The organism is Flavobacterium nitrogenifigens (assembly GCF_003254565.1).
GTDB lineage: Bacteria > Bacteroidota > Bacteroidia > Flavobacteriales > Flavobacteriaceae > Flavobacterium > Flavobacterium nitrogenifigens.
In genome coordinates this window covers 138596-163842 of the sequence record NZ_QJRI01000180.1, presented here as the reverse complement: position 1 = coordinate 163842, position 25247 = coordinate 138596, and the positions used below count along the sequence as shown (strand labels likewise).

Annotated in this window: 30 protein-coding genes; 27 read left to right on the top strand and 3 right to left on the bottom strand. The window is 32.7% G+C overall.

Features of this window, described 5'->3' with window-relative positions; translation table 11 throughout:
• Positions 1-49: 49 nt before the first annotated feature.
• The 20 genes from DM397_RS19290 (at position 50) to DM397_RS19195 (ending at position 14430) form a co-directional block, all read left to right on the top strand.
• Positions 50-730 (top strand): DUF4919 domain-containing protein, encoded by a 681-nt coding sequence (locus DM397_RS19290; RefSeq protein WP_111379085.1) that lies wholly within the window; start codon positions 50-52, stop codon positions 728-730.
• Between the two features lie 135 nt (positions 731-865).
• The gene (locus tag DM397_RS19285; protein WP_111379084.1) at positions 866-1408 is read left to right on the top strand and encodes a DUF2975 domain-containing protein; all 543 of its coding nucleotides are present in this window, start codon (positions 866-868) and stop codon (positions 1406-1408) included.
• A 9-nt stretch (positions 1409-1417) separates the two neighbouring features.
• Positions 1418-1624, top strand: coding sequence for a helix-turn-helix domain-containing protein (locus tag DM397_RS19280; protein ID WP_057116634.1), 207 nt, complete (start codon positions 1418-1420; stop codon positions 1622-1624).
• A 254-nt stretch (positions 1625-1878) separates the two neighbouring features.
• A complete protein-coding gene (locus DM397_RS19275) occupies positions 1879-2472 on the top strand; it encodes an NAD(P)H-dependent oxidoreductase (protein WP_111379083.1) in 594 nt (197 codons plus the stop codon).
• Between the two features lie 233 nt (positions 2473-2705).
• Positions 2706-3194, top strand: coding sequence for an SRPBCC family protein (locus tag DM397_RS19270; protein ID WP_111379082.1), 489 nt, complete (start codon positions 2706-2708; stop codon positions 3192-3194).
• Between the two features lie 36 nt (positions 3195-3230).
• Positions 3231-3647 (top strand): hypothetical protein, encoded by a 417-nt coding sequence (locus tag DM397_RS19265; RefSeq protein WP_111379081.1) that lies wholly within the window; start codon positions 3231-3233, stop codon positions 3645-3647.
• Between the two features lie 8 nt (positions 3648-3655).
• Positions 3656-3868 (top strand): ArsR family transcriptional regulator, encoded by a 213-nt coding sequence (locus tag DM397_RS19260; RefSeq protein ID WP_111379080.1) that lies wholly within the window; start codon positions 3656-3658, stop codon positions 3866-3868.
• Between the two features lie 79 nt (positions 3869-3947).
• Positions 3948-4316: a nuclear transport factor 2 family protein gene (locus tag DM397_RS19255; protein ID WP_111379079.1), complete on the top strand. Its 369-nt coding sequence runs from the start codon at positions 3948-3950 to the stop codon at positions 4314-4316.
• Positions 4317-4465: 149 nt separating this feature from the next.
• Positions 4466-5503, top strand: coding sequence for a serine hydrolase domain-containing protein (locus DM397_RS19250; protein ID WP_111379078.1), 1038 nt, complete (start codon positions 4466-4468; stop codon positions 5501-5503).
• A 9-nt stretch (positions 5504-5512) separates the two neighbouring features.
• Positions 5513-5938 carry a DUF1801 domain-containing protein gene (locus DM397_RS19245; protein WP_111379077.1) on the top strand — a complete coding sequence of 142 codons (426 nt, stop codon included), beginning with the start codon at positions 5513-5515 and terminating at the stop codon, positions 5936-5938.
• The gene (locus DM397_RS19240; protein WP_111379076.1) at positions 5935-7038 is read left to right on the top strand and encodes an MBL fold metallo-hydrolase; all 1104 of its coding nucleotides are present in this window, start codon (positions 5935-5937) and stop codon (positions 7036-7038) included. The genes DM397_RS19245 and DM397_RS19240 overlap by 4 nt, the downstream gene beginning before the upstream one ends.
• Before the next feature lie 95 nt (positions 7039-7133).
• Positions 7134-8258 carry a lactonase family protein gene (locus DM397_RS19235; RefSeq protein ID WP_239457883.1) on the top strand — a complete coding sequence of 375 codons (1125 nt, stop codon included), beginning with the start codon at positions 7134-7136 and terminating at the stop codon, positions 8256-8258.
• Positions 8259-8401: 143 nt separating this feature from the next.
• The gene (locus DM397_RS19230) at positions 8402-8938 is read left to right on the top strand and encodes a GNAT family N-acetyltransferase (RefSeq protein ID WP_111379075.1); all 537 of its coding nucleotides are present in this window, start codon (positions 8402-8404) and stop codon (positions 8936-8938) included.
• An 86-nt stretch (positions 8939-9024) separates the two neighbouring features.
• Positions 9025-9606 (top strand): LOG family protein, encoded by a 582-nt coding sequence (locus DM397_RS19225; protein WP_111379074.1) that lies wholly within the window; start codon positions 9025-9027, stop codon positions 9604-9606.
• A 63-nt stretch (positions 9607-9669) separates the two neighbouring features.
• Positions 9670-10332 carry a porin family protein gene (locus DM397_RS19220; protein WP_111379073.1) on the top strand — a complete coding sequence of 221 codons (663 nt, stop codon included), beginning with the start codon at positions 9670-9672 and terminating at the stop codon, positions 10330-10332.
• A 110-nt stretch (positions 10333-10442) separates the two neighbouring features.
• Entirely contained in the window at positions 10443-10910 is a 468-nt protein-coding gene (locus DM397_RS19215) for an SRPBCC family protein (RefSeq protein ID WP_111379072.1), read from the top strand.
• Between the two features lie 264 nt (positions 10911-11174).
• Positions 11175-11543 (top strand): iron chaperone, encoded by a 369-nt coding sequence (locus tag DM397_RS19210; protein ID WP_111379071.1) that lies wholly within the window; start codon positions 11175-11177, stop codon positions 11541-11543.
• Positions 11544-11587: 44 nt separating this feature from the next.
• Complete coding sequence (locus DM397_RS19205) at positions 11588-12487, top strand: TlpA family protein disulfide reductase (RefSeq protein WP_111379070.1); 900 nt, start codon at positions 11588-11590, stop codon at positions 12485-12487.
• A gap of 9 nt (positions 12488-12496) precedes the next feature.
• Positions 12497-13180 carry a 2'-5' RNA ligase family protein gene (locus DM397_RS19200; protein ID WP_111379069.1) on the top strand — a complete coding sequence of 228 codons (684 nt, stop codon included), beginning with the start codon at positions 12497-12499 and terminating at the stop codon, positions 13178-13180.
• 113 nt (positions 13181-13293) lie between these two features.
• Positions 13294-14430 (top strand): acyltransferase family protein, encoded by a 1137-nt coding sequence (locus DM397_RS19195; protein WP_111379068.1) that lies wholly within the window; start codon positions 13294-13296, stop codon positions 14428-14430.
• Here DM397_RS19195 and DM397_RS19190 read toward each other — a convergent pair.
• Genes DM397_RS19190 through DM397_RS19180 form a run of 3 tightly spaced genes read right to left on the bottom strand, consistent with a single transcriptional unit; the run spans position 14404 to position 17717 of the window.
• Positions 14404-14766, bottom strand: a complete 363-nt coding sequence (locus tag DM397_RS19190; protein WP_111379222.1) for a VOC family protein — start codon at positions 14764-14766, stop codon at positions 14404-14406. The genes DM397_RS19195 and DM397_RS19190 overlap by 27 nt on opposite strands.
• 30 nt (positions 14767-14796) lie before the next feature.
• A complete protein-coding gene (locus DM397_RS19185; RefSeq protein WP_185957088.1) occupies positions 14797-15540 on the bottom strand; it encodes a DUF2625 domain-containing protein in 744 nt (247 codons plus the stop codon).
• A gap of 29 nt (positions 15541-15569) precedes the next feature.
• Positions 15570-17717: a cation:proton antiporter gene (locus tag DM397_RS19180; protein WP_111379067.1), complete on the bottom strand. Its 2148-nt coding sequence runs from the start codon at positions 17715-17717 to the stop codon at positions 15570-15572.
• A 297-nt stretch (positions 17718-18014) separates the two neighbouring features.
• Between DM397_RS19180 and DM397_RS19175 the strand changes: the two genes are divergently transcribed.
• The 7 genes from DM397_RS19175 (at position 18015) to DM397_RS19145 (ending at position 25162) form a co-directional block, all read left to right on the top strand.
• Entirely contained in the window at positions 18015-19442 is a 1428-nt protein-coding gene (locus DM397_RS19175; RefSeq protein ID WP_091133206.1) for an L-serine ammonia-lyase, read from the top strand.
• A gap of 99 nt (positions 19443-19541) precedes the next feature.
• Positions 19542-20735: an SH3 domain-containing protein gene (locus DM397_RS19170; RefSeq protein ID WP_111379066.1), complete on the top strand. Its 1194-nt coding sequence runs from the start codon at positions 19542-19544 to the stop codon at positions 20733-20735.
• A 51-nt stretch (positions 20736-20786) separates the two neighbouring features.
• Entirely contained in the window at positions 20787-21605 is an 819-nt protein-coding gene (panB, locus tag DM397_RS19165; RefSeq protein WP_111366180.1) for a 3-methyl-2-oxobutanoate hydroxymethyltransferase, read from the top strand.
• Positions 21606-21744: 139 nt separating this feature from the next.
• Positions 21745-22095: a four helix bundle protein gene (locus tag DM397_RS19160; protein ID WP_111379065.1), complete on the top strand. Its 351-nt coding sequence runs from the start codon at positions 21745-21747 to the stop codon at positions 22093-22095.
• A gap of 55 nt (positions 22096-22150) precedes the next feature.
• Positions 22151-22840, top strand: coding sequence for an RluA family pseudouridine synthase (locus tag DM397_RS19155; protein ID WP_111379220.1), 690 nt, complete (start codon positions 22151-22153; stop codon positions 22838-22840).
• Between the two features lie 75 nt (positions 22841-22915).
• Positions 22916-24244 (top strand): aldehyde dehydrogenase, encoded by a 1329-nt coding sequence (locus tag DM397_RS19150; protein WP_111379064.1) that lies wholly within the window; start codon positions 22916-22918, stop codon positions 24242-24244.
• Between the two features lie 120 nt (positions 24245-24364).
• The gene (locus DM397_RS19145) at positions 24365-25162 is read left to right on the top strand and encodes a DUF2189 domain-containing protein (RefSeq protein ID WP_111379063.1); all 798 of its coding nucleotides are present in this window, start codon (positions 24365-24367) and stop codon (positions 25160-25162) included.
• Positions 25163-25247 lie beyond the last annotated feature (85 nt).

Sequence of the window (25247 nt, the reverse complement as noted above, 5' to 3'; positions counted from 1 at the left end):
AATTTGTATTTTAGTAAGACCAGAAACCTAACCTAAAACCATCTAAATCATGCTAAAACATTTTTTTGTTGCCCTATTTTTTTGTTTCGGAATCCAATTAAACGCTCAAGATCTCGGTTTTACAAAACCTGATTATAAAGCAATCGAAAAAGAAATCAGTGATAAGAATTCCAAATTCTTTTATCCGAAATTAATGGAAAGGCTAGTAAAAAATGATACTCTTTTAACCCATGACGAATATCGCCATTTATATTTAGGTTACTTTTTTCAACCCAAATACAATGCTTTTTGGACTTCTCCCAACGACGAAAAACTCCGTACTTTTTATGCGAAAGAAAAACTCGAAACTTCAGATTATGACGAAATTATAAAACTGGCCAATAATTCCTTGAACGATTTTCCATTTGACTTAAGACAGCTCAACTATCTAGCTTACATTTATCATTTAAAAGGTGACGAAACCGCAGCAAAAATTGCTTCCTTTAAATTTCACAGTATTATGAATGTAATTCTTTCTTCTGGAGATGGCAAAAAATGTGAAACTGGTTTTCATGTTTTAATGGTTGATCATGAATACATATTGCTCAATCTTTTTGAAATTGAATCGAAAGGACAATCATTGGTTGAAAATTGCGATTACCTAAGTTTCGAAAAAGGCGTTTACAATGTAGACGGAATTTATTTCAATATCGAAAAAATGCTCGAAAACGAAAAGAAAGTGCTTCGATAACAAGATTTTAAAACATATAAAAATAGCTTCAGCATTGAAATTGCTGAAGCTATTTTTTTTGATAAAAACTATTTATTTATTGTTTATCAATAAATTTTTATTATTTTAGCAGCATAACTTCTAATCTTAAAGAGTATGGAAATTAAAATTGGAACACCACAGATTCTAAAAATCCTGAATATTTTATCATGGATTATTTTTATTGGCTTATGCGTAGAAGCCGGTATGTATCTTTTTAACGGAATTTATACTATGACTATAAATTCCTATAATGCTCGCTTTCTTAATTTACTCGATCTCTACAATTACAGTCCTAGCTTTTACATTCAAGAACTATGTTTTATCAGCATTGTGGCAATATTAAAATCGATTATGTTTTATCTGATTGTAAAAATGCTGCATGAGAAAAAACTAAATATAGAACAGCCTTTTACTCCAGAAACAGGACGCTTTATATCTTATCTATCCTATTTAGCTTTCGGAATCGGATTGTTTTCTTTTTGGGCATTCAAATTCAATAATTGGCTGGCATCAAATGGCGTAAAACTCCCAACTTTAGAATCACTTAATCTTGAAGGCCACAGCATTTGGATTTTTATGGCCATTGTGATGTTTGTCATCGGGCAAATTTTTAAAAGAGGAATCGAAATTCAATCTGAAATTGACCTAACCATTTAAAACAAAATTATGCCCATTATAGTAAATTTAGACGTCATGATGGCAAAAAGAAAAATGTCATTAAATGAACTCTCAGAAAAAGTAGATTTAACATTATCAAATCTCTCCATATTAAAAACTGGTAAAGCAAAAGCAATCCGTTTCAGCACGCTCGAAGCCATCTGTAAAGTATTGGATTGTCAACCTGGAGATATTTTAGAATTTTCAGAAGAATAACTAATAGTTTTTACACAATCTTGTCATTTCGACGAAGGAGAAATCTTCGTTAGAAACTCGACAAAGATTGGGAATTACTTTGCGGAGCTTCTTGCGGAGATTTCTCCTTCGTCGAAATGACAAACTGTACTTAGCTCTGACAGATTTTAAAATCCAATTCAACATCTTAAAATAAAATATTTTACTTTTAATTTGTATTTTCGTACAGAACTGATTTAAACTTTGAAACGATTACAAATCTAAAAAGTCTAAAAATGAATATTTTAATTGTTTACGCACATCCAAGCAAAAAATCATATACCTTTCAGGTTTTGGAAAGATTAAAATCTGTTTTAGGCAATAAAAATTGGCATATTGAAGTCTCCGATTTGTATGCATCTCATTTCATCAGCGATATGTCTGAAGCAGAATATGAGCGTGAAGGATTTGCCAAGACACAGCTTCCAATTCCTTCTGATGTTTTAGCAGAACAGGAAAAAATAGAAAAAGCAGATGCTATTATTTTCTTGTATCCAGTTTGGTGGAGCGATTGTCCTGCAAAGTTGAAAGGCTGGTTTGATCGTGTTTATTCTGTTAGATATGCGTACGGACAAAATGAAACTACAAGGAAAATGAAAACCATTCCGTACGGACTTGCAATCTGTACTGCCGGACATCCGAATGACTTTTTACATGAAATTGAAATAGCACAAAGCATGGAAAAAATTATGCTCGAAGACCGACTCGGAAAACGTTTTACACACAAAGAAATGATTATTTTGGGCGGAACATTAGAGCTTGAAAATGTAATGGCAAAACATTTTGAACTGATTAATAAAATTCCAGAAAAAATTAAAGCAATCCTGTAATTTAAAATTCCAAGTTCTAAAATTCCAAATTCCAAATTCCAAAATCTAAATTCTAAATTCTAAATTCTAAAATCTAAATTCTAAAATCTAAATTCTAAAATCTAAATTCTAAAATCTAAAATCTAAAATCTCACCTCTGTCCGAAAAGCACCTCAAAATTGTCTTTTAAGCACCTTAATCAATTGATTTTTAGATTGTAATTTTACTTTACTAATTTAAAAAATCAATTAATTATGAACACTCACGATTTTACCACAACAATACTTCTCAATCAATCGCCAGAAGAAGTTTTCAAAGCTATACAGAACGTTAAAGGCTGGTGGTCTGAAGAAATTGAAGGAAAAACAGCAAACAAAGGTGACGAATTTAAATATCATTACGAAGATGTTCACCGCTGTAAAATAAAATTGACAGAAGTTATTCCAAATCAAAAAATTGTCTGGCTGATTGAAGAAAACTATTTTAGTTTTACCAAAGACGATACCGAATGGACTAACACAACAGCTGTTTTTGACATTTCGAAAGAAGGCAATAAAACAAAACTCACTTTTACACACATTGGTTTGGTTCCAGAATACGAATGTTTTGATGTTTGCACAAAAGGCTGGAGCAACTATGTCGAAAACAGTTTGAAAAAATTAATAGAAACTGGAAAAGGCCAGCCAAATGCTACAGGAAAACCTCAAATAGAAACTGAAAGAGCATTATCATCAAAAGAATAATTTTCTTACTTTCGTTATAACAAAAAAACGAAAGTTATGAATCCATTTTTAAGAAATACTTTGGCCGTAATTGCAGGTCTTGTTATCGGAAGCATTGTCAATATGAGCATTATTTTAATAAGCGGTTCCATAATTCCGCCTCCAAATGGTGCTGATGTTACGACTACGGAAGGTTTACAAGCTACTATGCACTTATTCGAGCCAAAGCATTTTCTTTTTCCATTTTTAGCCCACGCAATCGGAACTTTTGCTGGAGCACTCACAACTGCATTATCTGCTGCCTCTAGCAAAACAAAATTAGCGTTTGTTATTGGAGCTTTCTTTTTATTTGGTGGCATCACAATGGTCTTTACACTTCCATCTCCAATTTGGTTCAGCATTGTCGATTTAGTTTTTGCTTATCTTCCAATGGCTTATCTGGCTTCTAAAATTGCGGTAAAAAAGAAAATCTAAAGAAAAAAATGGAAACCAAAAATACTATAAAGCCAGCCAAAAAATGCTACAGTCATATTGGTGGCAAACTCGGCGAATTGCTTTTTGAAACATTCGCAGACAAAAAATGGATCGCAAAAAATGAAACTTCAAACAAGCATTTTTACATTACCAAATTGGGAGAAAAAGAGTTTGCTAAATTGGGCATTGATCTTTCTAAAATCAAATCGGAAGAAGTTTAATTTTATAAATTCCTAAGTATTTTCTGCAAAATTTATAGCGCTTTATTTCATAACTTAGTTTGTTTTTAAATTTTGAATTATGACTAATAAAGAAATCGCTAAAAACTTCCTGAAACTAGCAGCAAAAGGGCATCCTCATGAAGGTTTTCGATTATATGTCGGAAAGAATTTCAAACACCATAATGCCTACTTCAAAGGTGACGCAGAGACATTAATGCTTGCTATGGAAGTATCAGCCAGAACAAACCCAAATAAAGTTTTTAAAATACATCATATTTTAGAAGACGGAAACCTTGTTGCTGTACATTCGCATCTTAAACAAACGCGTTCAGATATTGGTTTTGCCGTCGTGCATATTCTCAAATTCAAATTGAATAAAATCGTCGAACTTTGGGATCTTGGACAACCTGTTCCTAAAGATTCTATTAATGAAAACGGAATGTTTTAGTTAATTGTGAATTGTTAATGGTAAATTATTAATTATAGAATACTATAAAAAATCATCAACTATATTCAATCGAGCAACCATTAAACATTAAACAATAACAATTTACAATTTACAATTCACCATTAACAATTCACCATTAACCATTATAAATGAACTTCATCACCAAAATCTCCTTATTATTAGTTTTAATACTAACTTCTTGCAATTCATCAGCTCAAAAAAATAACGATTATAAAAAAAGCATCGATAGCGTACTTCAAAACTCAAATCCTAAATTTAATGGTGTGATTTTGATTTCTCAAAACGGAAAAACACTGTATTCAAAAGTTGAAGGTTTTTCAAATTTCGAAACTAAAAAACCTTTAAAATTAGATACGCAATTTGAAATCATGTCTAACAGTAAATTAATTGCTGCAACTCTGCTCTTATTGGAAGTCGAAAAAGGAAATGTCGATTTAAATGCTCCAATAAAAAAATATCTTCCTGAATTAACTCAAACTTGGGCAGATTCGGTAACGGTTCATCAGCTTTTAAATCATTCTCACGGAATTGTCGATTTACAAAAACCGTTAGTTTTTAAACCTGGAACCGATTTTAAATACGGAAATCTAAGTTTTAATCTGGTTGCAAAAATTGTCGAATTCAGCTCTAAAAAAAGCTATACAGAGGTTGCTGAATCACTTTTTAAGAAATTAAAAATGAATCACACTTTTTGCTATTCAAAAGATAAAGAACAAAATCTGGCAACAGGTTATTATAATGAAAAAAATCAATTGGAACCTGATACCTCAAGACAAATCACAGATGAAACTTTAGGCGCAGACGGCATAATTTCAACCGTTTCTGATTTAGCAATTTGGAACAATAATCTTCATAAAGGAAAGATTCTAAAACCAGAATCGTATCAATTGTTAATTAAAAACACCATTTTATCTCAGCATAATTTCTTCGGAAAAGAAAAACAGCCTTATGGATACGGAATTCGAATTGTAGAAGAAGAATCTGTTAAGTATCTTGGACATACAGGTTTGGGAGACGGGTTTTCTGGCGTAAATTTGTATTTCCCAAAAAGTGATGTAAGTTTGATTGTATTGGAAAATCAGATGCCTGAAGATGCTAATTTGTTTTATGCGACTGAATTTAAAATCAAAAACGTTCTTTTAAAAAGCAATTTATTAAAGAAATAGTAAGCTAAAATGGCAAAAAATAAAACCACAGAAACTCAAAACAGCGTTACTGATTTTATTAACGCTGTTGAAAATGACGTTAAAAGAAATGATGCTTTTGAACTTCTAAAAATAATTGAGGAAATAACAGGTTTTGAACCCAAAATGTGGGGCCCAAGCATTATTGGTTTCGGAAGTTATCACTACAAATATGAAAGCGGACACGAAGGAGATGCGCCACTTGCAGGATTTTCGCCAAGAAAAACAGCAATGACTGTTTATTTCTATCTGCCTGAAGAAAAAAGAGAAGCACTTTTATCTAAACTAGGAAAGCATACGTCGTCAAAAGCCTGTATTTACGTTAAAAAATTAACTGATATTGATATCGAAATCCTAAAAAAGATAATTTTACTTTCAATTGAATATACCCAAAATTTATATCCGCAAAATAAATGATAACATTCCTAATTCTATTATTCCTGATTGTTTTGGCAATTTATATGTTTCTGCAGCATCCAAAATTCGGAAAAGCACCTTCGGGCGCAAGATTAATTCAGATTCAAAATTCACCTCAATATAAAAATGGAAAATTCGAAAACCAGAGTTTTACGCCAGATTTAGCTGAAGGAGCAAGTATGGCTGGAGTTTTGCTTGAATTTTTCTTTAAAAAAGTAGATCGAAAAATCCCGACAGATTTGATTCCTTCTATAAAAACCAATTTACTCAAACTTTCTTTAGATCAAGATATTTTAGTTTGGTTCGGGCATTCGTCATACTTTATTCAGTTGGAAGGAAAGCGTTTTTTGATTGATCCTGTTTTCAGCGGTAACGCCTCTCCTATTCCCGGTACAACAAAATCGTTTAAAGGTTCTGATATTTATTCGGTTGAAGATCTTCCAGAAATTGACTATTTATTGATTACGCACGATCATTATGATCATTTGGATTACGATACTATTTTAAAATTAAAACCTAAAACTAAAAAGATAATCACAGCTCTTGGCGTAGGTTCTCATTTGGAATTCTGGGGCTTTTCTCCTGAAATTATTATTGAAAAAGATTGGCACTCAAAAATCAAATTAGATCAAAATCTAACCATTCATACTGCTCCTTCTCGTCATTTTTCGGGCAGAGGTTTTAAAAGATGCAATACGCTTTGGACTTCTTTCATTTTGGAAACTAAGGATTTTAAAATGTATTTGGGCGGAGACAGTGGTTATGATTCGCATTTTGCTGCAATTGGCGAAAAATATGGCCCGTTTGACATTGCTTTACTTGACAATGGCCAATACAATGAAAAATGGAAATATATTCACAACATGCCAGAAGATGTAATACAAGCCATGAAAGACCTAAAAGCTAAAAGGGTATTTCCTGTACATTCTTCGAAATTTGCTTTATCACTACATTCTTGGGACGAACCTTTAAATAAAGTGACTGAATTAAATAATCTCTCAGAAAACCCGATTCCGTTAGTAACGCCAATGATCGGTGAAGCTGTTGAATTAAAAAACGACAAACAAGAATTTCAACAATGGTGGAAAGAGGTGAATTAATTATGAGTTGTGAATTATGAATTGTGAGTTCTAAATTTATGCAAAACATGAAACCTGAAACTTGAAACTCTAAAACCAGAAACAAACTAAAAACCGTGAAACAAAAAATAATACTTCTGTTCTTTTTCTTCCTTTTAACAACCAGCATTTTTTCACAAAATACTTATGTGTTTTTAGGTTCTTATAATCGCGATAAAACGGCAGAAACGATTCAGGTTTATCAATTGGATACTTTGACCGGGAAACTGACCAAATTTACTTCGGTTAAAAATATTGTCAATCCATCATATTTAACGGTTTCTCCAAACGGAAAATATGTTTACGCCTGCACAGACACTAAAACTCCAAATGCAGGAAGTGTAAGCAGTTTTGAGTTTAATACCACAGCAAGAACTTTGACTTTTTTAAACAGCCAGAGAAGCGGTGGCGAAAATCCAGTGTATGTCAGCGTGCACAAAAACGGAAAATGGCTTGCCAATGCCAATTATACAGAAGGAAGTGTATCGGTTTATCCAATTCTGGAAAATGGCAGGATTGATTCTATTGCGCAAAATTTTCACTATACAGACGGAAGCGTAAACAAAGAAAGACAAACCAAATCTCATGTGCACTCGGCAGTATTTTCTCCGCAGGGCAATTATTTATTTTTACCCGATTTAGGCGCCGATAAAATACGTAGTTATGCTTTTGATGAAAATCAGAAAAAACCTTTAATAGAAACTCAAAATCCATTTACAAAAACCGATTTAGAAGCTGGACCAAGACATTTTACTTTTCATCCAAATCAAAAATGGGGATATTGTACTGAAGAAATGGCGGGACAGATAAGTGTTTACAATTATGAAAATGGTGTTTTAAACAAAGTGCAGCGCATTGCCACACATCCCGACAAAATTAAAGAAGGTTTTGAGAGCTCTGATATTCATATTTCTCCTGACGGAAAATTTCTTTACGCGACAAACCGAGGTAAAGAAAACAATATTGCGATATTCTCTATTGATGAAAACGGATTATTGAAAAACATTGGCTATCAATCTACACGAGGAAAACATCCGCGTATATTTGCTATTGACGAAAGCGGAAAATTTCTAGTTGCTTCGAATGTTCAAACCAATAATATAGTTGTTTTTAAAAGAGATTCTAAAACGGGATTATTAAAAAAAGTAGGGAAACAGATTAAAATGCAAAATGTTTCTTGTGTGCAGATTAAACAGATATAATTTTTTGTTTCACGCAGATTTTGCAGATTAAAACAGATTTTATTTTGCCTTCCTGAGCGAAGTCGAAGGATCGCTAGTGAATTGACACAGATTAAAAATGAGAAACAGAATGGAATAAAAACTAACCATAAAAAACCAAAACAATGCAAACATCAAATTTCAATTTACAGCCCGATTTCTTAGAAAATGAAATTTCAAAATTAATTCCCTTAGAAGAAAAACATTTTGAAGCATTATTTGAAGCTGCTTCTGATCCTTTAATTTGGGAACAGAATCCTGTAAAGGATCGATATACAAGAGTAGGTTTCAAAACTTATTTTGACATAATAATCACAAAAAGTTCGTTTCTAATTCTTGACAAACAAACCAATGAAGTAATGGGAACAACAAGTTTTTATGACTACAATCCAGAAAAATCGAATGTTGGAATTGGCTACACTTTCATTACAAGAAAATATTGGGGTGGACCATATAATAGTTCAAATAAGAAATTAATGATGGATTATGCTTTCCAGCATGTTAATTCGGTGCTTTTTCATATTGGAGCAGAAAATTTTCGTTCTCAAAAAGCCGTTTTAAAACTAGGAGCCGAAAAAATCAATGAACTGACATTTTCTATTAATGACACTGATTTTCCTTATTTTGAATATGAATTGAAGAAAAACAGAGACTTGAAATAAAAGGAAAGAAGCAAGAGAAAAGATATTGAACATAATAAATCGTCTTTCTTCTTGCTACTCTCATCTTGTCTAAAAAAAGCAAAAGAATGAAAAGAATTACTGTTTTCTGTGCTTCTAGTTTTGGCACTGAAAAAATTTATGAAGAACAAGCCACTGCTCTAGGAAAAACTTTGGCCGAACAAAATATAGAATTAGTTTACGGCGGTGCAAATGTAGGTTTGATGGGTGCGGTTGCAGATGGAGCCTTAAATGCAGGTGGAAAAGTAATTGGCGTGCTTCCGAACTTTTTACGATCAAAAGAAATTGCTCATTTAGGCTTAACTGAATTAATTTTGGTAGAAAGCATGCACGAAAGAAAAACCAAAATGAACGATTTATGCGATGGTGTAATTGCGCTTCCTGGAGGTTTTGGAACGCTAGAAGAGCTTTTCGAAATGTTGACTTGGGCGCAATTAGGATTGCACAAAAAACCAATTGCTGTTTTAAACGTAAATGGCTATTACGATTCCTTGATTGAGTTATTGCAAACTATGACCGAAAAAGGATTGCTTAAAGAAGTAAATCGAGAAATGCTTTTGGTAAGTGACAATATTGCTGATTTATTGGATCAAATGAAAAATTACGTTGCGCCAACTGTTGGAAAATGGATTGATAAAAAGAACGTTTAATTTTAGGCTGTAAAAGCTAATTACATATATTCGCTCTTCCAAAATTAAATAACCTATTATTAAATGAAAAAAATTACCCTATTCCTTTTTACAATTACTTTAATCACATTCAAAACAACTGCTCAAGAATCAAAATTTAAATTTGGTGTGCAAGCAGGTTTAACCTACTCAAGTTTTAGAGGTTACGAATCTTTTATAGATGAAGACCCTGGTTTTTCTTATTTATTTGGAATTTCAGCGCAATACAAACTAAATGAAAGTCTGTCTTTAAGAGCAGATTTAGATTACGACAGAAAAACACAAACTTCAAAAGGAGAAGGCGCTTATATTTCGAATGTATCATATGATCGTTATAGCATTAAAACAACTAACTATTTGAATTATATCACACTTCCTATCATGTTAAAATTCAGTTTTACTCGTAATAAGAGTTTTTATATTAATGGAGGACCTTATTTAGGTTATTTGCTTAAGTCAGGTTGGAAATATAAAACTTCTGGCATACAAAATTCAGATGAGAATTTAGAAGATACCAAATATAGAAAATCAATGGATTTTGGAGTTTCAGCCGGATTCGGAAAAGAATTTAAACTAAATGATAATCACAACATCTATATTGAATTACGAGAAAATTTAGGTTTAACAGATATTGCTAAACCTGCTATGCCGACTGACCAATCAATGAAAACAAATTCTCTCAATTTAATTGCTGGATTTACATTTTAATTAAATTTTAGCACATATTAATATCTGAATTCCTAAATTAGAAGTTTAAAAGTAAATCAACTTAAAATTTACTTTTAAACTTCTAACAAACAACTTCTAACCTAAAAAAAATGAAAACAGAAAACAATAAATATGCAAAGGCCGAAATGCTGATTAGAAAACCTGTTTCAGAAGTTTTTCAGGCTTTTATCGATCCTCAAATTACTAGTAAATTTTGGTTTACGAAAGGATCGGGAAAATTAGAAGAAAACCAAAAAACCGAATGGACTTGGGAAATGTATGGTTTTTCGCTTTCAGTAACTACACTTGTTGTACAAGAAAATAAAAAGATTGTCTTAGAATGGGGAAATCCAGACGAAATTACTTTAGTCGAATGGGTTTTTAGTCCGTTAAACGAAAATGAAACTTTTGTGAGTATTACCAATTCTGGTTTTCACGGAGATTCGGATAAAATAATTGATCAGGTTCGTAATTCAACTGAAGGTTTTACTTTGGTTTTAGCGGGAGCAAAAGCTTATTTGGAGCATAATTTACGATTGAATTTGGTTTTGGATCGTTTTCCTAAAGGTCTTGCTTAATCTTATTTAACCGCAAAATCTGTGTGTGTTTTTTTACCGCAAAGATCGCAATCCCGATAGCTATCGGGAACGCAAAGTACGCAAAGTCTTTTTGAGAATCATTAAAATGAAAAGTTCACAAAGTATTTTCTATACAAAGCTTTGCGAACTTAAAATATAGATTTTGCTTAGTCTTCGTATAAAAAAAATTAGCGCACTTTGCGGTAAAGATTTAACTGCAAAGAAAGGCAACTTGAAACCTGAAACCTGAAACAAAAAAAAGTTATGGAAGTTAAAAAACCCGAAAACATAGACGAATACATTGGTGCATTTCCGAATGATGTTCAGGAAGTTCTAGAGAAAGTTCGAATGACGATTCAGAAAGCAGCTCCAGATGCTAAAGAAAAAATCAGTTATTCGATGCCAGCTTTTGAGCAGAATGGAATTGTGGTTTATTTTGCGGCTTTCAAAAACCATATCGGACTTTATGCTCTGCCTTCTGGACATGCAGCATTTGCCGAAAAACTTTCGAAGTATAAATCAGGAAAAGGGTCTGTCCAATTTCCTTTGAAAGAGCCAATGCCATTTGACTTAATTGATGAAATAGTCAAGTTTAGGGTAAAAGAAAATCTTGAAAAAGTAAAAAAGAAGTAATCTTAAATCTTAGTATTTTATTATCATTTACAAAGTCTTATTTAATGAAAAAAATAAACCTCCTTTTTTTGCTTTTTGCCTTTTTTACAACCTTTTTGAGTTTCGCTCAAGACGAAGCCGCAATTGAAAAAGAAATTCTAGAACTTCATAAACCGACAAAAAAAGTTCGCGATTCTATCGTAAAACTCCAAAAAGAAGTGTATTCAAAAATTGAAATTGAAAAAGACTCGATAATTAAAAATCAATTAAATCTTCGTTTGGATGAGTTAGAAAATGCAAAAGATCAAAATGATATTGAAGAATTAAAACTTGATTTTGTTTTTGCTAAAAATCATCCTAATTCATACCGTTCTTTACAACTAATGCGACTTCATGTTAGTCGTTTTATTGGAATGAATTTTTATGACACTTTCGTGGAAGTTTTTGAAAATTTTACGCCAGAAATAAAGAATTCTGAAAAAGGACAAGAAATGTCCGAGAAATTAAAATATTTTAACCAAAGCAAAGTTGGAAGTCCAGCGCCCTACTTTAATCTGAAGGACATTGATAATAAAGACATTTCGCTTGCCGATTTTAAAAACAAACAATATGTTTTAATTGATTTCTGGGCTAGCTGGTGTGCTCCTTGCCGTGAAGAATTACCGTATATTAGAGAGTTATACAAAAATTATAAATCGCTAGGCTTTGAAATAATAAGCATTACAAAAGATGAAAAATCGGATGCTTGGAAAAAGGCCATTGCAAAAGATAAAATTGAATCCTGGAAACATATTTCTATTTTAGAAAATAATAGTTCAATAGATAAGGATTATTTCGTTAGCGGAATCCCTCACAAAATTCTTATTGATAAAAACGGCATTATTATTGGGAAATGGAAAGGCGGTGGAGAAAACAATAAACATGATTTACAAAAGCTTTTAAAATCGATTTTTGAAGCAGAATAACATACAGAAATGAATTTAACCGAACATTACAATCAGCTTTATAAAACATCTTCTGAAATCATTTCGGCAGGAAAATACTCGATAGATTCTGAGCTTAAAAATGAGTCTGATTCTCGTTTTGGAATTACGTTGCTTATTCGTCCAAATGATGAAATTAAAGCGAATATCGAAGCTTTTATCAATGAACTTAAAAAGGCTGAACCAGAACAGTATTTTTATCCAGATTCAGACATCCATATTACGGTAATGTCGATTATTTCTTGTTCGGATAAATTTACTTTAAATCAAATCTCTCCAAACGAATATATTGAAGTAATTTGCAGAAGTATGGTTGACGTAGAGAAAATAAAAATTCATTACAAAGGCATAACCGCTTCACCTTCGGCCATTATGATTCAGGGATTTCCAAGTGATGAAACGTTGAATAATTTACGAAACAGGCTTAGAGAGAATTTCAAAAATTCAGGATTACAGCAATCTATAGACAGCCGATATGAAATTTCAACCGCACATTCTACGGTAATGCGTTTTCAGGAAAAACTTCAAAATCCGAAAAAACTAATAGAAATTACAGAAAAATTCCGTGATTATGATTTTGGAGAATTTGAAGTCAAAAATTTAGAATTGGTTTATAATGACTGGTATCAGCGCAAAAGTACTACTCGCGTTTTGGGTGATTTTGGATTGAGATGATTTACTTGAAGTTAGAAAAAAAATGTTAATAAACCTTCTATTTTCAAGTTTTAAGCTTCACAAAAACATATACCTTTGAGTTCAAAATAACCAAATCATACAAACTTACAACGGTGGATAAAAAACTTTACGGGCTAGATCATTTACGTGCTTTTGCAATCTCTTTTGTTTTTTTATTTCACTATCAAGTTCCTGTATTTGATTACCCGGAATGGCTTCCTATAATTGCGAAATTTGGCTGGACAGGAGTCGATTTATTTTTTGTCTTAAGCGGTTTTCTAATTTCTTCTCAACTATTTTTTCAAATTAAAAATGGCGTCGGAATTTCGTTTAAAGACTTTTTTGTAAAACGCTTTTTTAGAATTCTTCCTGCTTTTTGGTTTGTCACAGCAATCTATTATCTTTTCCCTTTTTTTAGAGAAAGAGAAGCTCTTCCTTCTTTATGGAAACTACTCACCTTTACACAAAATTTTGATTTAAATCTTAAAGATTTTGGTACATTTTCGCATGCTTGGTCACTTTGCGTCGAAGAACACTTTTATCTTCTCCTACCCTTATTTCTATACTTTTTGCTAAACACAAAATTCTTCAACAAATCATATTGGCTGCTAATTATCTTTGTCATATTAGGATTTGTCATTCGATTTTATAGTTGGGAAAAATTATATATTCCAACTATTGAAAATGATAATTCTTGGCTTTATTGGTACAAGTATATTTACTACCCAACATACAATCGCTTGGATGGACTTTTGATCGGGGTTTCAATTGCAGCCTTATATCAGTTTGTTCCTGAATTATGGAATAAAATTTCGAAATACGGAAATCTTTTATTGATTATTGGACTTCTAATATTGCTTGGAGCTTATATTCTTTGTATTGAAGAAAGATCTTTTTACGCATCAATTTTTGGGTTTCCAATAATTGGACTTGGCTACGGATTTGTAGTAATGGCTGCTATTTCTACTGAAAGTGTATTATACAAATGGAATTCTAAAACTACTACTTTTATAGCAAGTCTTTCATATGGAATTTATTTAACTCACAAAGGAATTATACATGTTACGCAGGAATTTCTCGCTTATTTAAATATCGATACAAAAAGTACATTTTCAATGTTAATTTGCATTATTACCTGTGTAACAGCTGCATATCTACTTCACCAAATAATTGAGAAACCCTTTATGAAATTGAGAACAAGATTCTTGAGTGAGAAAAAATTATTACTTGAATTTTCCAAAATGCCATAATACTCCAGCTGGATCATGAAGAAAACATTCGCTTCCCCAATCTAGATATTTTATCGGAGTTAATTTTGCTCCTTCATATTTTTCGGGAAGATTCAAAGCTAAAAGCTCTTGATAATAACGTTCAACATTGTCAACTTCTAGAAAAATCATCGTGTTTTCAATCCAGCTTTTATCATAATAATCTTGAAGATAAAAAGCAATTTCTCCCGTTTTGAAAACCGAAAAATTAGATTCTAAAACCGTTTCTTCAAATCCTAAATCGCGATAGAAACTTCTTGATATTTCAAAGTTTTTAGAACCTATAAATGGGCGTATTGACTTAGCATTGTGATTCATATTTATGTTCTTTTGAAATTTTTTCAAGCTTTATTGCCCCAAACCAATTTGTTTACGCAAATCAAGATTTAAATTATACTGTTCTTGAATTGGGATAATTTTTCTTGTGCTTTTATTGATATCACTTCCTTCAGCTGTCCATAAAAATGGATAAAAATTAAAAACTTCATCGCCTTTTAATTTCGATACCTCCTCGCGCCATCCATTCCATCTATTCCCTTCATAGAATTTATCCAAGTCATTACTAAAACAAAAACCTAAAAACTCTGAGTATGTAATATCAAGCGGTTCATATTCTAAATTATCAGGCGAGAAATAATAGATCTTTCCAAGATCACTTCCTAATCCGCCTCCGTTTAATAAATAAAAACCGCCAATGGCGTCATCAGCAATCAGCAGGAAACTTGGCGTTTCGCCAAACTCATTAAATGATTTTCCTTTATTCCAATCTGGTAATGTTCTATTAAATTTTGAACTTCCAGACCCCAAAATTCTAATCCAGCCATCGTCTATTAAAAGACCACCTGTCATAAAAATTACAGCACCCATAGTTGACCTTGTCGTAACTTGAGTTTTATATAACGTTTCGCTTGCTCTCGCTTGATCAACTGGCAGAATCTCTACTTTATTTTTTGCAGTTTTAATCCACTCTTCCACAATTGGCCAGCCTGGATCGGCTTTGTCTATAAGTTCTTTTGTGCTTTTCATTTTATTCTGTGCGCTTACTGTAAAAGTAATTGCGATCAATACAATTAACAGGAGTTTTAGTTTCATTATTTGGTTTACAGCTTTTAAAAGATTGCCTAATTTTTCTTCAAAATACTTCCAATGCCTCGTCCAATCTGTTCTATAGCTTCAATTCCTTTTGCTAAAGGTGATGCAGTAAAATCTTCGTAAGCATCCATTGCGCTTTCTTTGCGATCGTCTTGCGGATAAACCAGTATCACATTATTGCTGTCAAAATATTTCTCAAATTTCTGAGGCAGTTTATCAAAAATAGACTGATACGAAACAGAGCCTTTTCTAGAAAGGTTGAAGACAACTAAATCGGTTGGTTTTATTTCGTCAGAGATACTTTCAAAATCTTCCCAATCCGAAACATTTTTGAATCCTAATTTGGCATTTAATTTTAAATTATTAGCAATCTGCTGAATGGTTTCGTGCGTTTTATATTCGGCATGAAGCACAATCGGAATGCTTAATTCCTGTGATAGACGGCATATTTTCTGAAGAAGCAAATGAAAACCAACGCCTCTTTCAGAAAATGGAGGGCAGATAAAAACCAGTCTTTTTTCTTCAATAAAATTTTTCTGGAACCTACAGATAAACAAAGTCTTATCGACATTATTGATTATCGAATCTACATTTTCTCCAAAAATTTTATCAATAAATCCTGTCTTTCTCGGCCATCCCACAATCACAATATCAGACATAATTTCTTTTGAAGTTCTGGCAATTCCACTCGCAGGGTTGTGATCAATTCTGGCAATGGTATTGATTTTAACTTCTGAAGCAGAACCTTGAATAACAAATTTATCAGCTGCTTTTCTGTATTTCAGAATGTTCTTTTCTGCTTGATTATTATTAGGAACAATCGTCAATAAAGTAATTGGGTTAGATGACTTCTTATCTTTTATCAAAAGGGCAAAATCCAGTAAGCTCGCCGCCGCCGAAGTTTTAGCCAACGGAATCAGAATATGTTCGTCAAGAATTTGGTCTCTTTCTGTATCTTCATGTGAGAATTCTTCTTCGCAGATTGCAATTTTCTTGGCCGCCTTTTCAGTAGCAAATGAAGCTACAATACATGTAATCAGAATCAGAATAATGGTTCCGTTTAAGATATTTTCGTCTAAAATTTTAGCTTTATAACCCACCAAAATTACTGCCAAAGTTGCTGCTGCGTGCGCACTGCTTAATCCAAAAATAAGCTGTCTTTCGGTTCTAGTGTATTTAAAAACAATTTGAGTAAAAAATGCTGCAATCCATTTACCGAATATGGCCACAACACTTAAAGTTCCTGCTACGATCAAAGCAGTTGGTCCGCTCAAAATAACGCTGACATCAACTAACATTCCCACTGAAATCAAGAAGAACGGAATGAATAATGAGTTTCCAATAAACTCTATTCTATTCATCAAAGCAGAAGAATGCGGAATAAGCGGATTTAATGCCAAACCTGCTACGAAAGCTCCAATGATTGGCTCTACTCCTGCTACTTCGGCCAAAAAGGCGGCAAAGAAAACCACAGAAAGCACAAAAATATAATGGGCATGTTTTTCACTCTCTAATTTCTTGAAAAACCATTTTGCAACACGTGGAATAATTACAAACATTATGGCAGAAAAAATAGCTAAAGAAATTATCAGTTTTACCCAAAATGCTTGATTTAAATTCCCCTGAGCACTTCCCATAATTACGGCCAGAATAATCAAAACGGCAGTATCGGTCAAGATGGTTCCTCCAACGGTAATGGCAACCGCCTGATTTTTGGCAATTCCCAATTTACTGACAATAGGATACGCAACCAAAGTGTGAGTTGCAAACATGCTTGCTGTCAAAAAACTGGCATTAAAATCATATTGAAGCAAATAAAAACAAACTGGAAATCCGATAGAAAGCGGTAGAATAAAGGTAAAAAGACCAAAGAGTAAACTCTTATTTCTGTTGGCTTTAAACTCATTCATATCCAATTCCAATCCTGCAATAAACATGATATACAAAAGTCCAATTGTCGAAAATAAATCGACTGCAGAGTTTTTTGCCAAAATATTTAATCCGTGAGGGCCAATGATAACTCCCGAAATAATAAGCCCAATAATTCCTGGAATATTAATCTTTTTAAGTAAAATTGGTGAAAGCAGAATTATAAAAAGTATTAATGAAAAAATTAATACAGGGTTACTTAAAGGTAATTCGAATTCTTGTAATAGATGTTTAAAAAATTCTATCATATGGTAACTTTATCTTCTTGTGGCATTATAATTTGTAAAAAGACATTTTTCAGAATTCAAACAAAATCCATGAAGTATTAATATTGACGAATCGAGTATTCTTTACAACTCGTTCTTTTACAAAAATACCTAAAAATAGCTAACTTTTTACGTAAAGCGCATATTAAGGTTTTAAATTTATTTCGTTGCCGAATTATTAAATTTTAATATCTTTTTTAACAAATATGCAAGATTAACATTCAAAAAATAATCATAATTGCATTATTCGATTATCTTTGTCTTAATAAAAATTGAACAATGGAAGAATGTATCTCTGTTTTTGATATGCTTAAAATTGGCGTTGGCCCTTCAAGCTCACATACTTTAGGTCCTTGGCGTGCTGCTGAACGTTTTCTTGAAGAGCTCAAAGACGAAGCAATTTTAGACGATATTACTAGAGTAAAAGTCGACTTATATGGCTCACTTTCTTTAACTGGAAAAGGCCACGCAACAGATCTTGCCGTAATGCTCGGATTGAGCGGACAAGATCCTGAATATATTCCTGTTGAAGATATCGCAGGAATTATTAAAAAAATCGAAACTACAAACGAAATCAATTTGGGTAACCAAAAAGTGATTCCGTTCTTTTTTCTTCAAGACATTGTTTTTAACAAAGACTTTCTTCCGTTTCATGCCAACGGATTGAAATTTACAGCTTACAAATCTGATGACTCAGAATACGAATCTACTTTTTATTCTATCGGAGGCGGGTTTGTTGTAAAAGAAGAACGTACCAACGCTAAAGAAAAGAAAGCAATAAAATGTGCGTTTCCTTACCCAATTCAAAATGCAGCTGAATTATTGAATTATACGATTACTGAAAACAAATCAATTTCTGAAATTGTATATCAAAATGAAATTTCGATGCGCCCAGAAGCAGAAGTGCATTCTGAATTAATGCGTATTTGGAATACTATGCTGGAGTGTATGTATATTGGCTGCCACTCAGAGGGTATTCTTCCTGGCGGACTTCATGTAAGAAGAAGAGCTTTTGACATGCACCAAAACCTAATCGGATTATCAAATTATACCGACCCGCAAAGCTGGCTGGAAGAAATTAGAAAAACTGAAGTTAAATTTCGCCAGATTTTAAAATGGGTTAGCTGTTTTGCACTTGCCGTAAATGAAGTAAATGCTTCTTTAGGACGTGTTGTTACAGCTCCAACAAATGGAAGTTCTGGAGTAATTCCGGCCGTTTTAATGTATTATATGGTAATTGAAAACCATAGTGCAGGCGAAAAAGAAATCAAACAATTTTTGATGGTTGCCGGCGAAATCGGAAGTATCTTCAAAAAAGGATCTACTATTTCTGCAGCAATGGGCGGATGCCAAGCTGAGATTGGCGTTTCTTCTGCAATGGCGGCGGGAGCTTTATGCGAATTGATGGGCGGAACTCCTGCTCAGGTTCTTATGGCTGCTGAAATCGCAATGGAACATCATTTAGGTTTGACCTGTGATCCTATTGGCGGTTTAGTTCAGATTCCTTGTATCGAAAGAAATACAATGGGTGCCATTAAAGCGATAAATGCTGCTGAATTAGCTCTAGAAACTGATTCTAAAAATGCTAAAGTTCCTTTAGACAAAGTGATTAACACAATGTGGGAAACAGCAAAAGATATGAATTCAAAATACAAAGAAACTTCTGAAGGAGGTCTTGCAGTTGCCGTAAATATGGCTGATTGCTAAAATTTAAGTTGCCACGAATTCCACAAATTAGCACGAATTATTTTTATATAGATTAGTGTTAATTTGTGGAATTCGTGGCAAAAAAATATAGAAACATTCATGAAAAAACTTTACTTCTTATTATTTTTCTGCTCCATTCTACTTCATTCTCAAGAACGTTATTTTTTAAACTCAGACACAAGACTCTATACTTCGCCAAATCCATCTGCAGATTTTTTAGGATATTTTAAATATGGAGCAGAAGTCCGTTTATTATCAGAAAATCAAAATGGCTGGTACAAAATACAAGCCGATAATTTGAGCGAAGGATATATTCAAGAAAAATATATCGCTAAAAGTCTTAATGCAAAAGATCTAAAAGTTAAAGATCCTAAGAACCCAATTCTTGAAGGTGGCGATGCTTATTATGGAGGCAATCATCTTTTTGTTCTTGCTGCAGGATTGAAAGCGAGAGCTTTGCCTGATAAGAGTTCAAAAATCAGAGAAATTTTATTTACTGGAGATCCTGTTCCCGTAAATTATCTTCCTATAAATCCTGATGAATGGGTAAATATAAATGGTAGTTTTAATGAAGAATATTCTAAATATACACTTAGAAAATTTCTTGGTCCACGACCTAATTTTGATGCTCTTTTAAAAGAATTTGACAAACTTGATGCTACTGCTCTTAACGAACGTAAAACAGTTAGCGAAAGAATTGTAGAATTGGCTTGGAACAGTAATTACGATAAATTAATTCCAGCATATCAAAGATATTACGAAGTTGTAAAACAGCTAAACGACTCTAAATTACTTACCGAAACAGAATTAAATATGGCATTGGCCAAAGGTTTGGCAAATCATAAATTAGTCGAACAGATAATTGCATTCACACAAAAATCGCATTATTCATTAAAAAGTTTTAAAACAAAATCGGTTAACATTTCGCTGACAGATTTGATTAAAACAATGGGAAATCCGCCCAAAAAAACTCGCATTTCAGATGAATGCGGAATTTATCTGAGTGATTTATTTTATTACTATCCAGATTTGGAAGTTTCTGTTGATGAAAAGCAAAATCAAGGAGAAATCATTAAAGTTTTCATTAACGAAAACAATAAATTTATTATAAACTCTAATGCTATTTTAGATCATACACTGTCTGAAAAAGCTTTCATTGAAAAATATGGAACTTATATTGAAGCTTCTCTAAAATCGCCTCACATTTATAGTATCGTAATGGAAGACAGTCAATTCCGTTTAGATTTTAAAGACGGTAAACTATTTTCTGTCGAAATATTCTATTATTGCTGATTCCCGTTTTACAATTATTCAATACTTTTACATTATCAAAAAAACAATAAAATGTCAGTAGCAAAAAAAGATTATAAAAGAATCACAACAAAGTCATTAATTGAAATGAAAAGCAATGGAGAAAAAATCTCTATGCTGACTGCGTATGATTATACAATGGCTAAAATTGTTGATACCGCTGGTATTGATGTAATTTTAGTTGGTGATTCGGCATCAAACGTAATGGCGGGTCACGAAACTACTCTACCTATTACTTTAGATCAGATGATTTACCATGCTTCTTCTGTAGTTCGCGCTGTAGAAAGAGGTTTGGTTGTAGTTGACTTACCTTTCGGAAGTTATCAGTCAGATTCAAAAGAAGCCTTACGTTCTTCTATCAGAATCATGAAAGAAAGTGGTGCACATGCTGTAAAACTTGAAGGAGGAAAAGAAATTAAAGAGTCTATCAAAAAAATATTAAATGCTGGAATTCCAGTAATGGGCCATCTAGGTTTAACTCCTCAATCTATCTATAAATTCGGAACTTATACGGTTCGCGCTAAAGAAGAAGAAGAAGCTGAGAAACTAATCGAAGATGCTCAAATGCTTGAAAAAGTAGGATGCTTTGCTGTTGTTTTGGAAAAAATTCCTGCAGCGCTTGCTAAAAAAGTAGCTGATAGCATTTCTATTCCAGTTATCGGAATTGGAGCTGGAGGCGGTGTTGACGGTCAGGTTTTAGTAATCCACGATATGTTAGGAATGAATAACGAATTCAGTCCACGCTTCCTTCGCCGTTACTTAAATCTTTACGAAGAAATGACAAAAGCAATCGGACAATACGCTGCTGATGTGAAATCTAGTGATTTCCCTAATGCTAATGAACAATATTAAAGTTAGACTGGCTTAGATTTTTAGACATACTTAGACTTCTTAGATCTTATGCTTAAATTTATTTAATTGCATAACCCCTAAGAAGTTTAATTTTTTGAAATCTTAAGACCTTATTAAAATCTATCAACTATTATAAGCCATGCATCAATTTAAAGAGCTTTTGATTTGGAAAAAAAGCAGATTATTTTGTTCTAAAATTTATTCTATAACAGCCACATTTCCTAGTGAAGAAAAATTCGGAATAATTAATCAACTAAGAAGAGCTGCAGTGTCAATTCCTTCAAATATTGCAGAAGGTTCTTCAAGAAATTCAAATAAAGATTTTGCTCGATTTTTAGAAATTGCCATTGGATCGGCATATGAAGTTGAAACACAACTTTTAATTTCATCTGACTTAGGATTCATAAATGAAAAAAATACAATTGAATTAATTAATTTATTAGAGGAAATCACTAAAATGACATCACGATTTAGAGCTACATTATTGTAAAATAAGTCAAAATCTAAGAAGTCTAAGTATGTCTAAAAATCTAAGCCAGTCTAATATGAAAATTGTTTCAAATAAAGATAACTTACAGATACTTCATGAAGACAATCACATAATTGTGGTTAATAAGCGTGTGGGCGATATTGTTCAAGGCGATAAAACAGGCGACAAACCTTTGTCTGATATTGTGAAAGAATACATTAAAGCCAAATACAACAAACCTGGAGATGTTTTCCTGGGTGTGATTCATCGTTTGGATCGACCTACAACAGGAATTGTAGTTTTTGCGAGAACCAGTAAAGCTTTATCTCGAATGAACGAATTGTTCAGCAATCGTGAAACTAAAAAAACATATTGGGCTGTTGTAAAAAATAAACCTCATGAAGCATCAGCAAAATTGGTTCATTATTTAAAACGAAACGAAAAAAACAATACTTCAAAAGCTCATTTAAAAGAAGTTCCAGACAGCAAATTAGCCAGTTTAGATTATACAATCATCAAAGAACTTCAAAATTATACGGCGTTGGAAATCAATTTGCATACTGGGCGTCACCATCAAATTCGCGCACAATTATCTGCAATTGGTTCTCCAATTAAAGGTGATCTTAAATACGGTGCAGACCGAAGCAATCCCGATGGCGGAATACATCTTCATGCGAGAAAACTAACTTTTGTACATCCTGTTTCTAAAGAAAACATTACGATTATCGCACCAACTCCAGACGACCCGATTTGGAATGCTGTATGATTTTTATGATTTAATTGTTAAGTTTTTAAATTTTATAAATTAACTTGCATAGGAAAAATTCAAGTTAATCGGAAAATGGATTATAAAAACAACATCGGATATCGAAAGGAAACTCTAAAAAAGTTATTGTACAATATTCAGAAAAGCGAAGATTTAATCGTAAAAGCTTTATACGATGACTTTAAAAAACCTGAATTCGAAGCTGTTTTGACCGAAACCAATTACGTCATTTCAGAACTGAAAGATGTTATAAAAAATATTAATAAATGGGCCAAACCTAAACGTGTCCTTCCATCAATTCTTAATTTCCCTTCTAGCGATTATATTTACAAAGAACCTTACGGAGACGTATTGATCATTGCTCCTTGGAATTATCCTTTTCAGCTTGCTTTATGTCCATTGGTTGCTGCAGTAGCTGCGGGAAACCGAGTAGTTTTAAAACCTTCTGAACTTACACCTCATACCTCTGCCGTAATTGCAAAAATTATAGAAAAAACTTTTCATGTTAATCATGTTGAAGTTTTTGAAGGCGGAATCGAAGTTTCTAATAAACTGCTGGCACAGCGTTGGGATTATATCTTTTTTACTGGAAGCGTTGCTGTAGGCAAAATTGTTGCGAAAGCAGCAGCCGAAAATTTAACTCCAGTTACACTCGAATTGGGAGGAAAAAATCCTTGCGTTATAGATGAAACTGCCAACTTAAAACTTGCCGCCAAACGAATTGTCTGGGGAAAATTTATTAATGCTGGCCAGACTTGCATTGCTCCCGATTATATTCTGATTCAGAAAAATATGAAGGTGAATTTCATTTCGTATTTAATTGAAGAAATCATTAAAGCTTATGGCAAGAAAATTGACAAATCTCCTGATTTTGCCAGAATTATAAATACAAAAAACTGGTACCGATTGACCAATATGATTCAAAATGAGCATATTTTATTTGGAGGAGAAAGCGATGCCAACAAACTTTATATTGCACCAACGCTTCTTGAAGAGCCAGATTTGGATAGTCCAGTTATGGCCGAAGAGATCTTTGGTCCCATTCTGCCGATTTTAGTTTACGAAAATGAAAACGACATCGAAAAGGTTATTAGCCGTTATGAAAAACCTCTTTCGTTTTACATTTTTAGCGAAAACAATTCATTTACACAGAAACTAATTTCAAAATACTCTTTCGGAGGTGGCTGTATCAACGATTCTGTTATTCATTTCTCTAATAACAGATTGCCTTTTGGCGGTGTTGGCCATAGCGGAATCGGTGCGTATCATGGCAAACGAAGCTTCGATACATTCTCTCACCATAAAGCAATTGTAAAAAAAGGAAACTGGCTTGATTTACCTATGCGTTATGCACCATATAAAAATAAACTAGTTTCCATAAAAAGGATTTTAGACTGGCTATAAATCAGTTAAAAACATTTCGGAATGTTTTGTAGATTTTTATATAGAATTGATTAAAAATATTATATTTACGTCAAGATACCTTTCAAATATTATAAGTCTATAAAACAATTCTACATACAAATGAAATCTACACGTGATCAAATTGAGGACATTAAAAAAAATGGCTATTCCCTTGATTTTGCTACAGTTTTTAACCACGCTTTCGAAAACTATAAAAAAATAGCTCTTTACTCTGGGCTTATTATCTTAGTATTTTCGATTATTGCTGCTGTGGTTTTTATGGGAATAATGGTTGCCTATTTTGGAGCACAAGCCATATCAAAAGATTTCATCGAGAACATAGAAAACCAACAATTCACAGCTATCGAACTTGTAGTACAAACCGTCGTTGTTTCTGTAGTTGCAGGAATTACAGCTCCTTTTGGTGCAGGTTTTCTTAAAATGGCAGATTCTGCAGATAAAGACGTTGAGTTTAATGTTTCAACTATCTTTACTTACTATAAAGCTCCGTATTTTGGACAAATTTTCGTAGCAGCTTTTATTCCTGCTTTGTTAGGAACAGCTCTTGCCAACTTAATTGAAAGTTCAGGAATTTTAATTCTTGGAAATATAGTTTCGTTTACTGTTTCCTACTTCATGTATATGTCAATACCATTAATTGTTTTCGGAAACCTTGGAGCAATTGACGCTATAAAATCAAGTTTTATAATTGTTACTAAAAATCCGCTCAACATATTTGCCTTTTTTATCATAGGTTTTCTTGGTTCAATGGTTGGTTTTATTGCCTGTTGCGTAGGTATCATTTTTACTGTTGTTTTTAACAGCTCTATGATTTATGCAACATATTTTGCCATTTTTGGAACACAATCTGAAGAAGAAGATTCAATTGATTCAATCGGAAAATACAATGTAGATTAAAATAGAAAATTCTTAATTATAGAGAACCTAACCACTTCTTTTTAAGAATTTTCAAAACGCTATTTACTTAACTAACATACCCCAA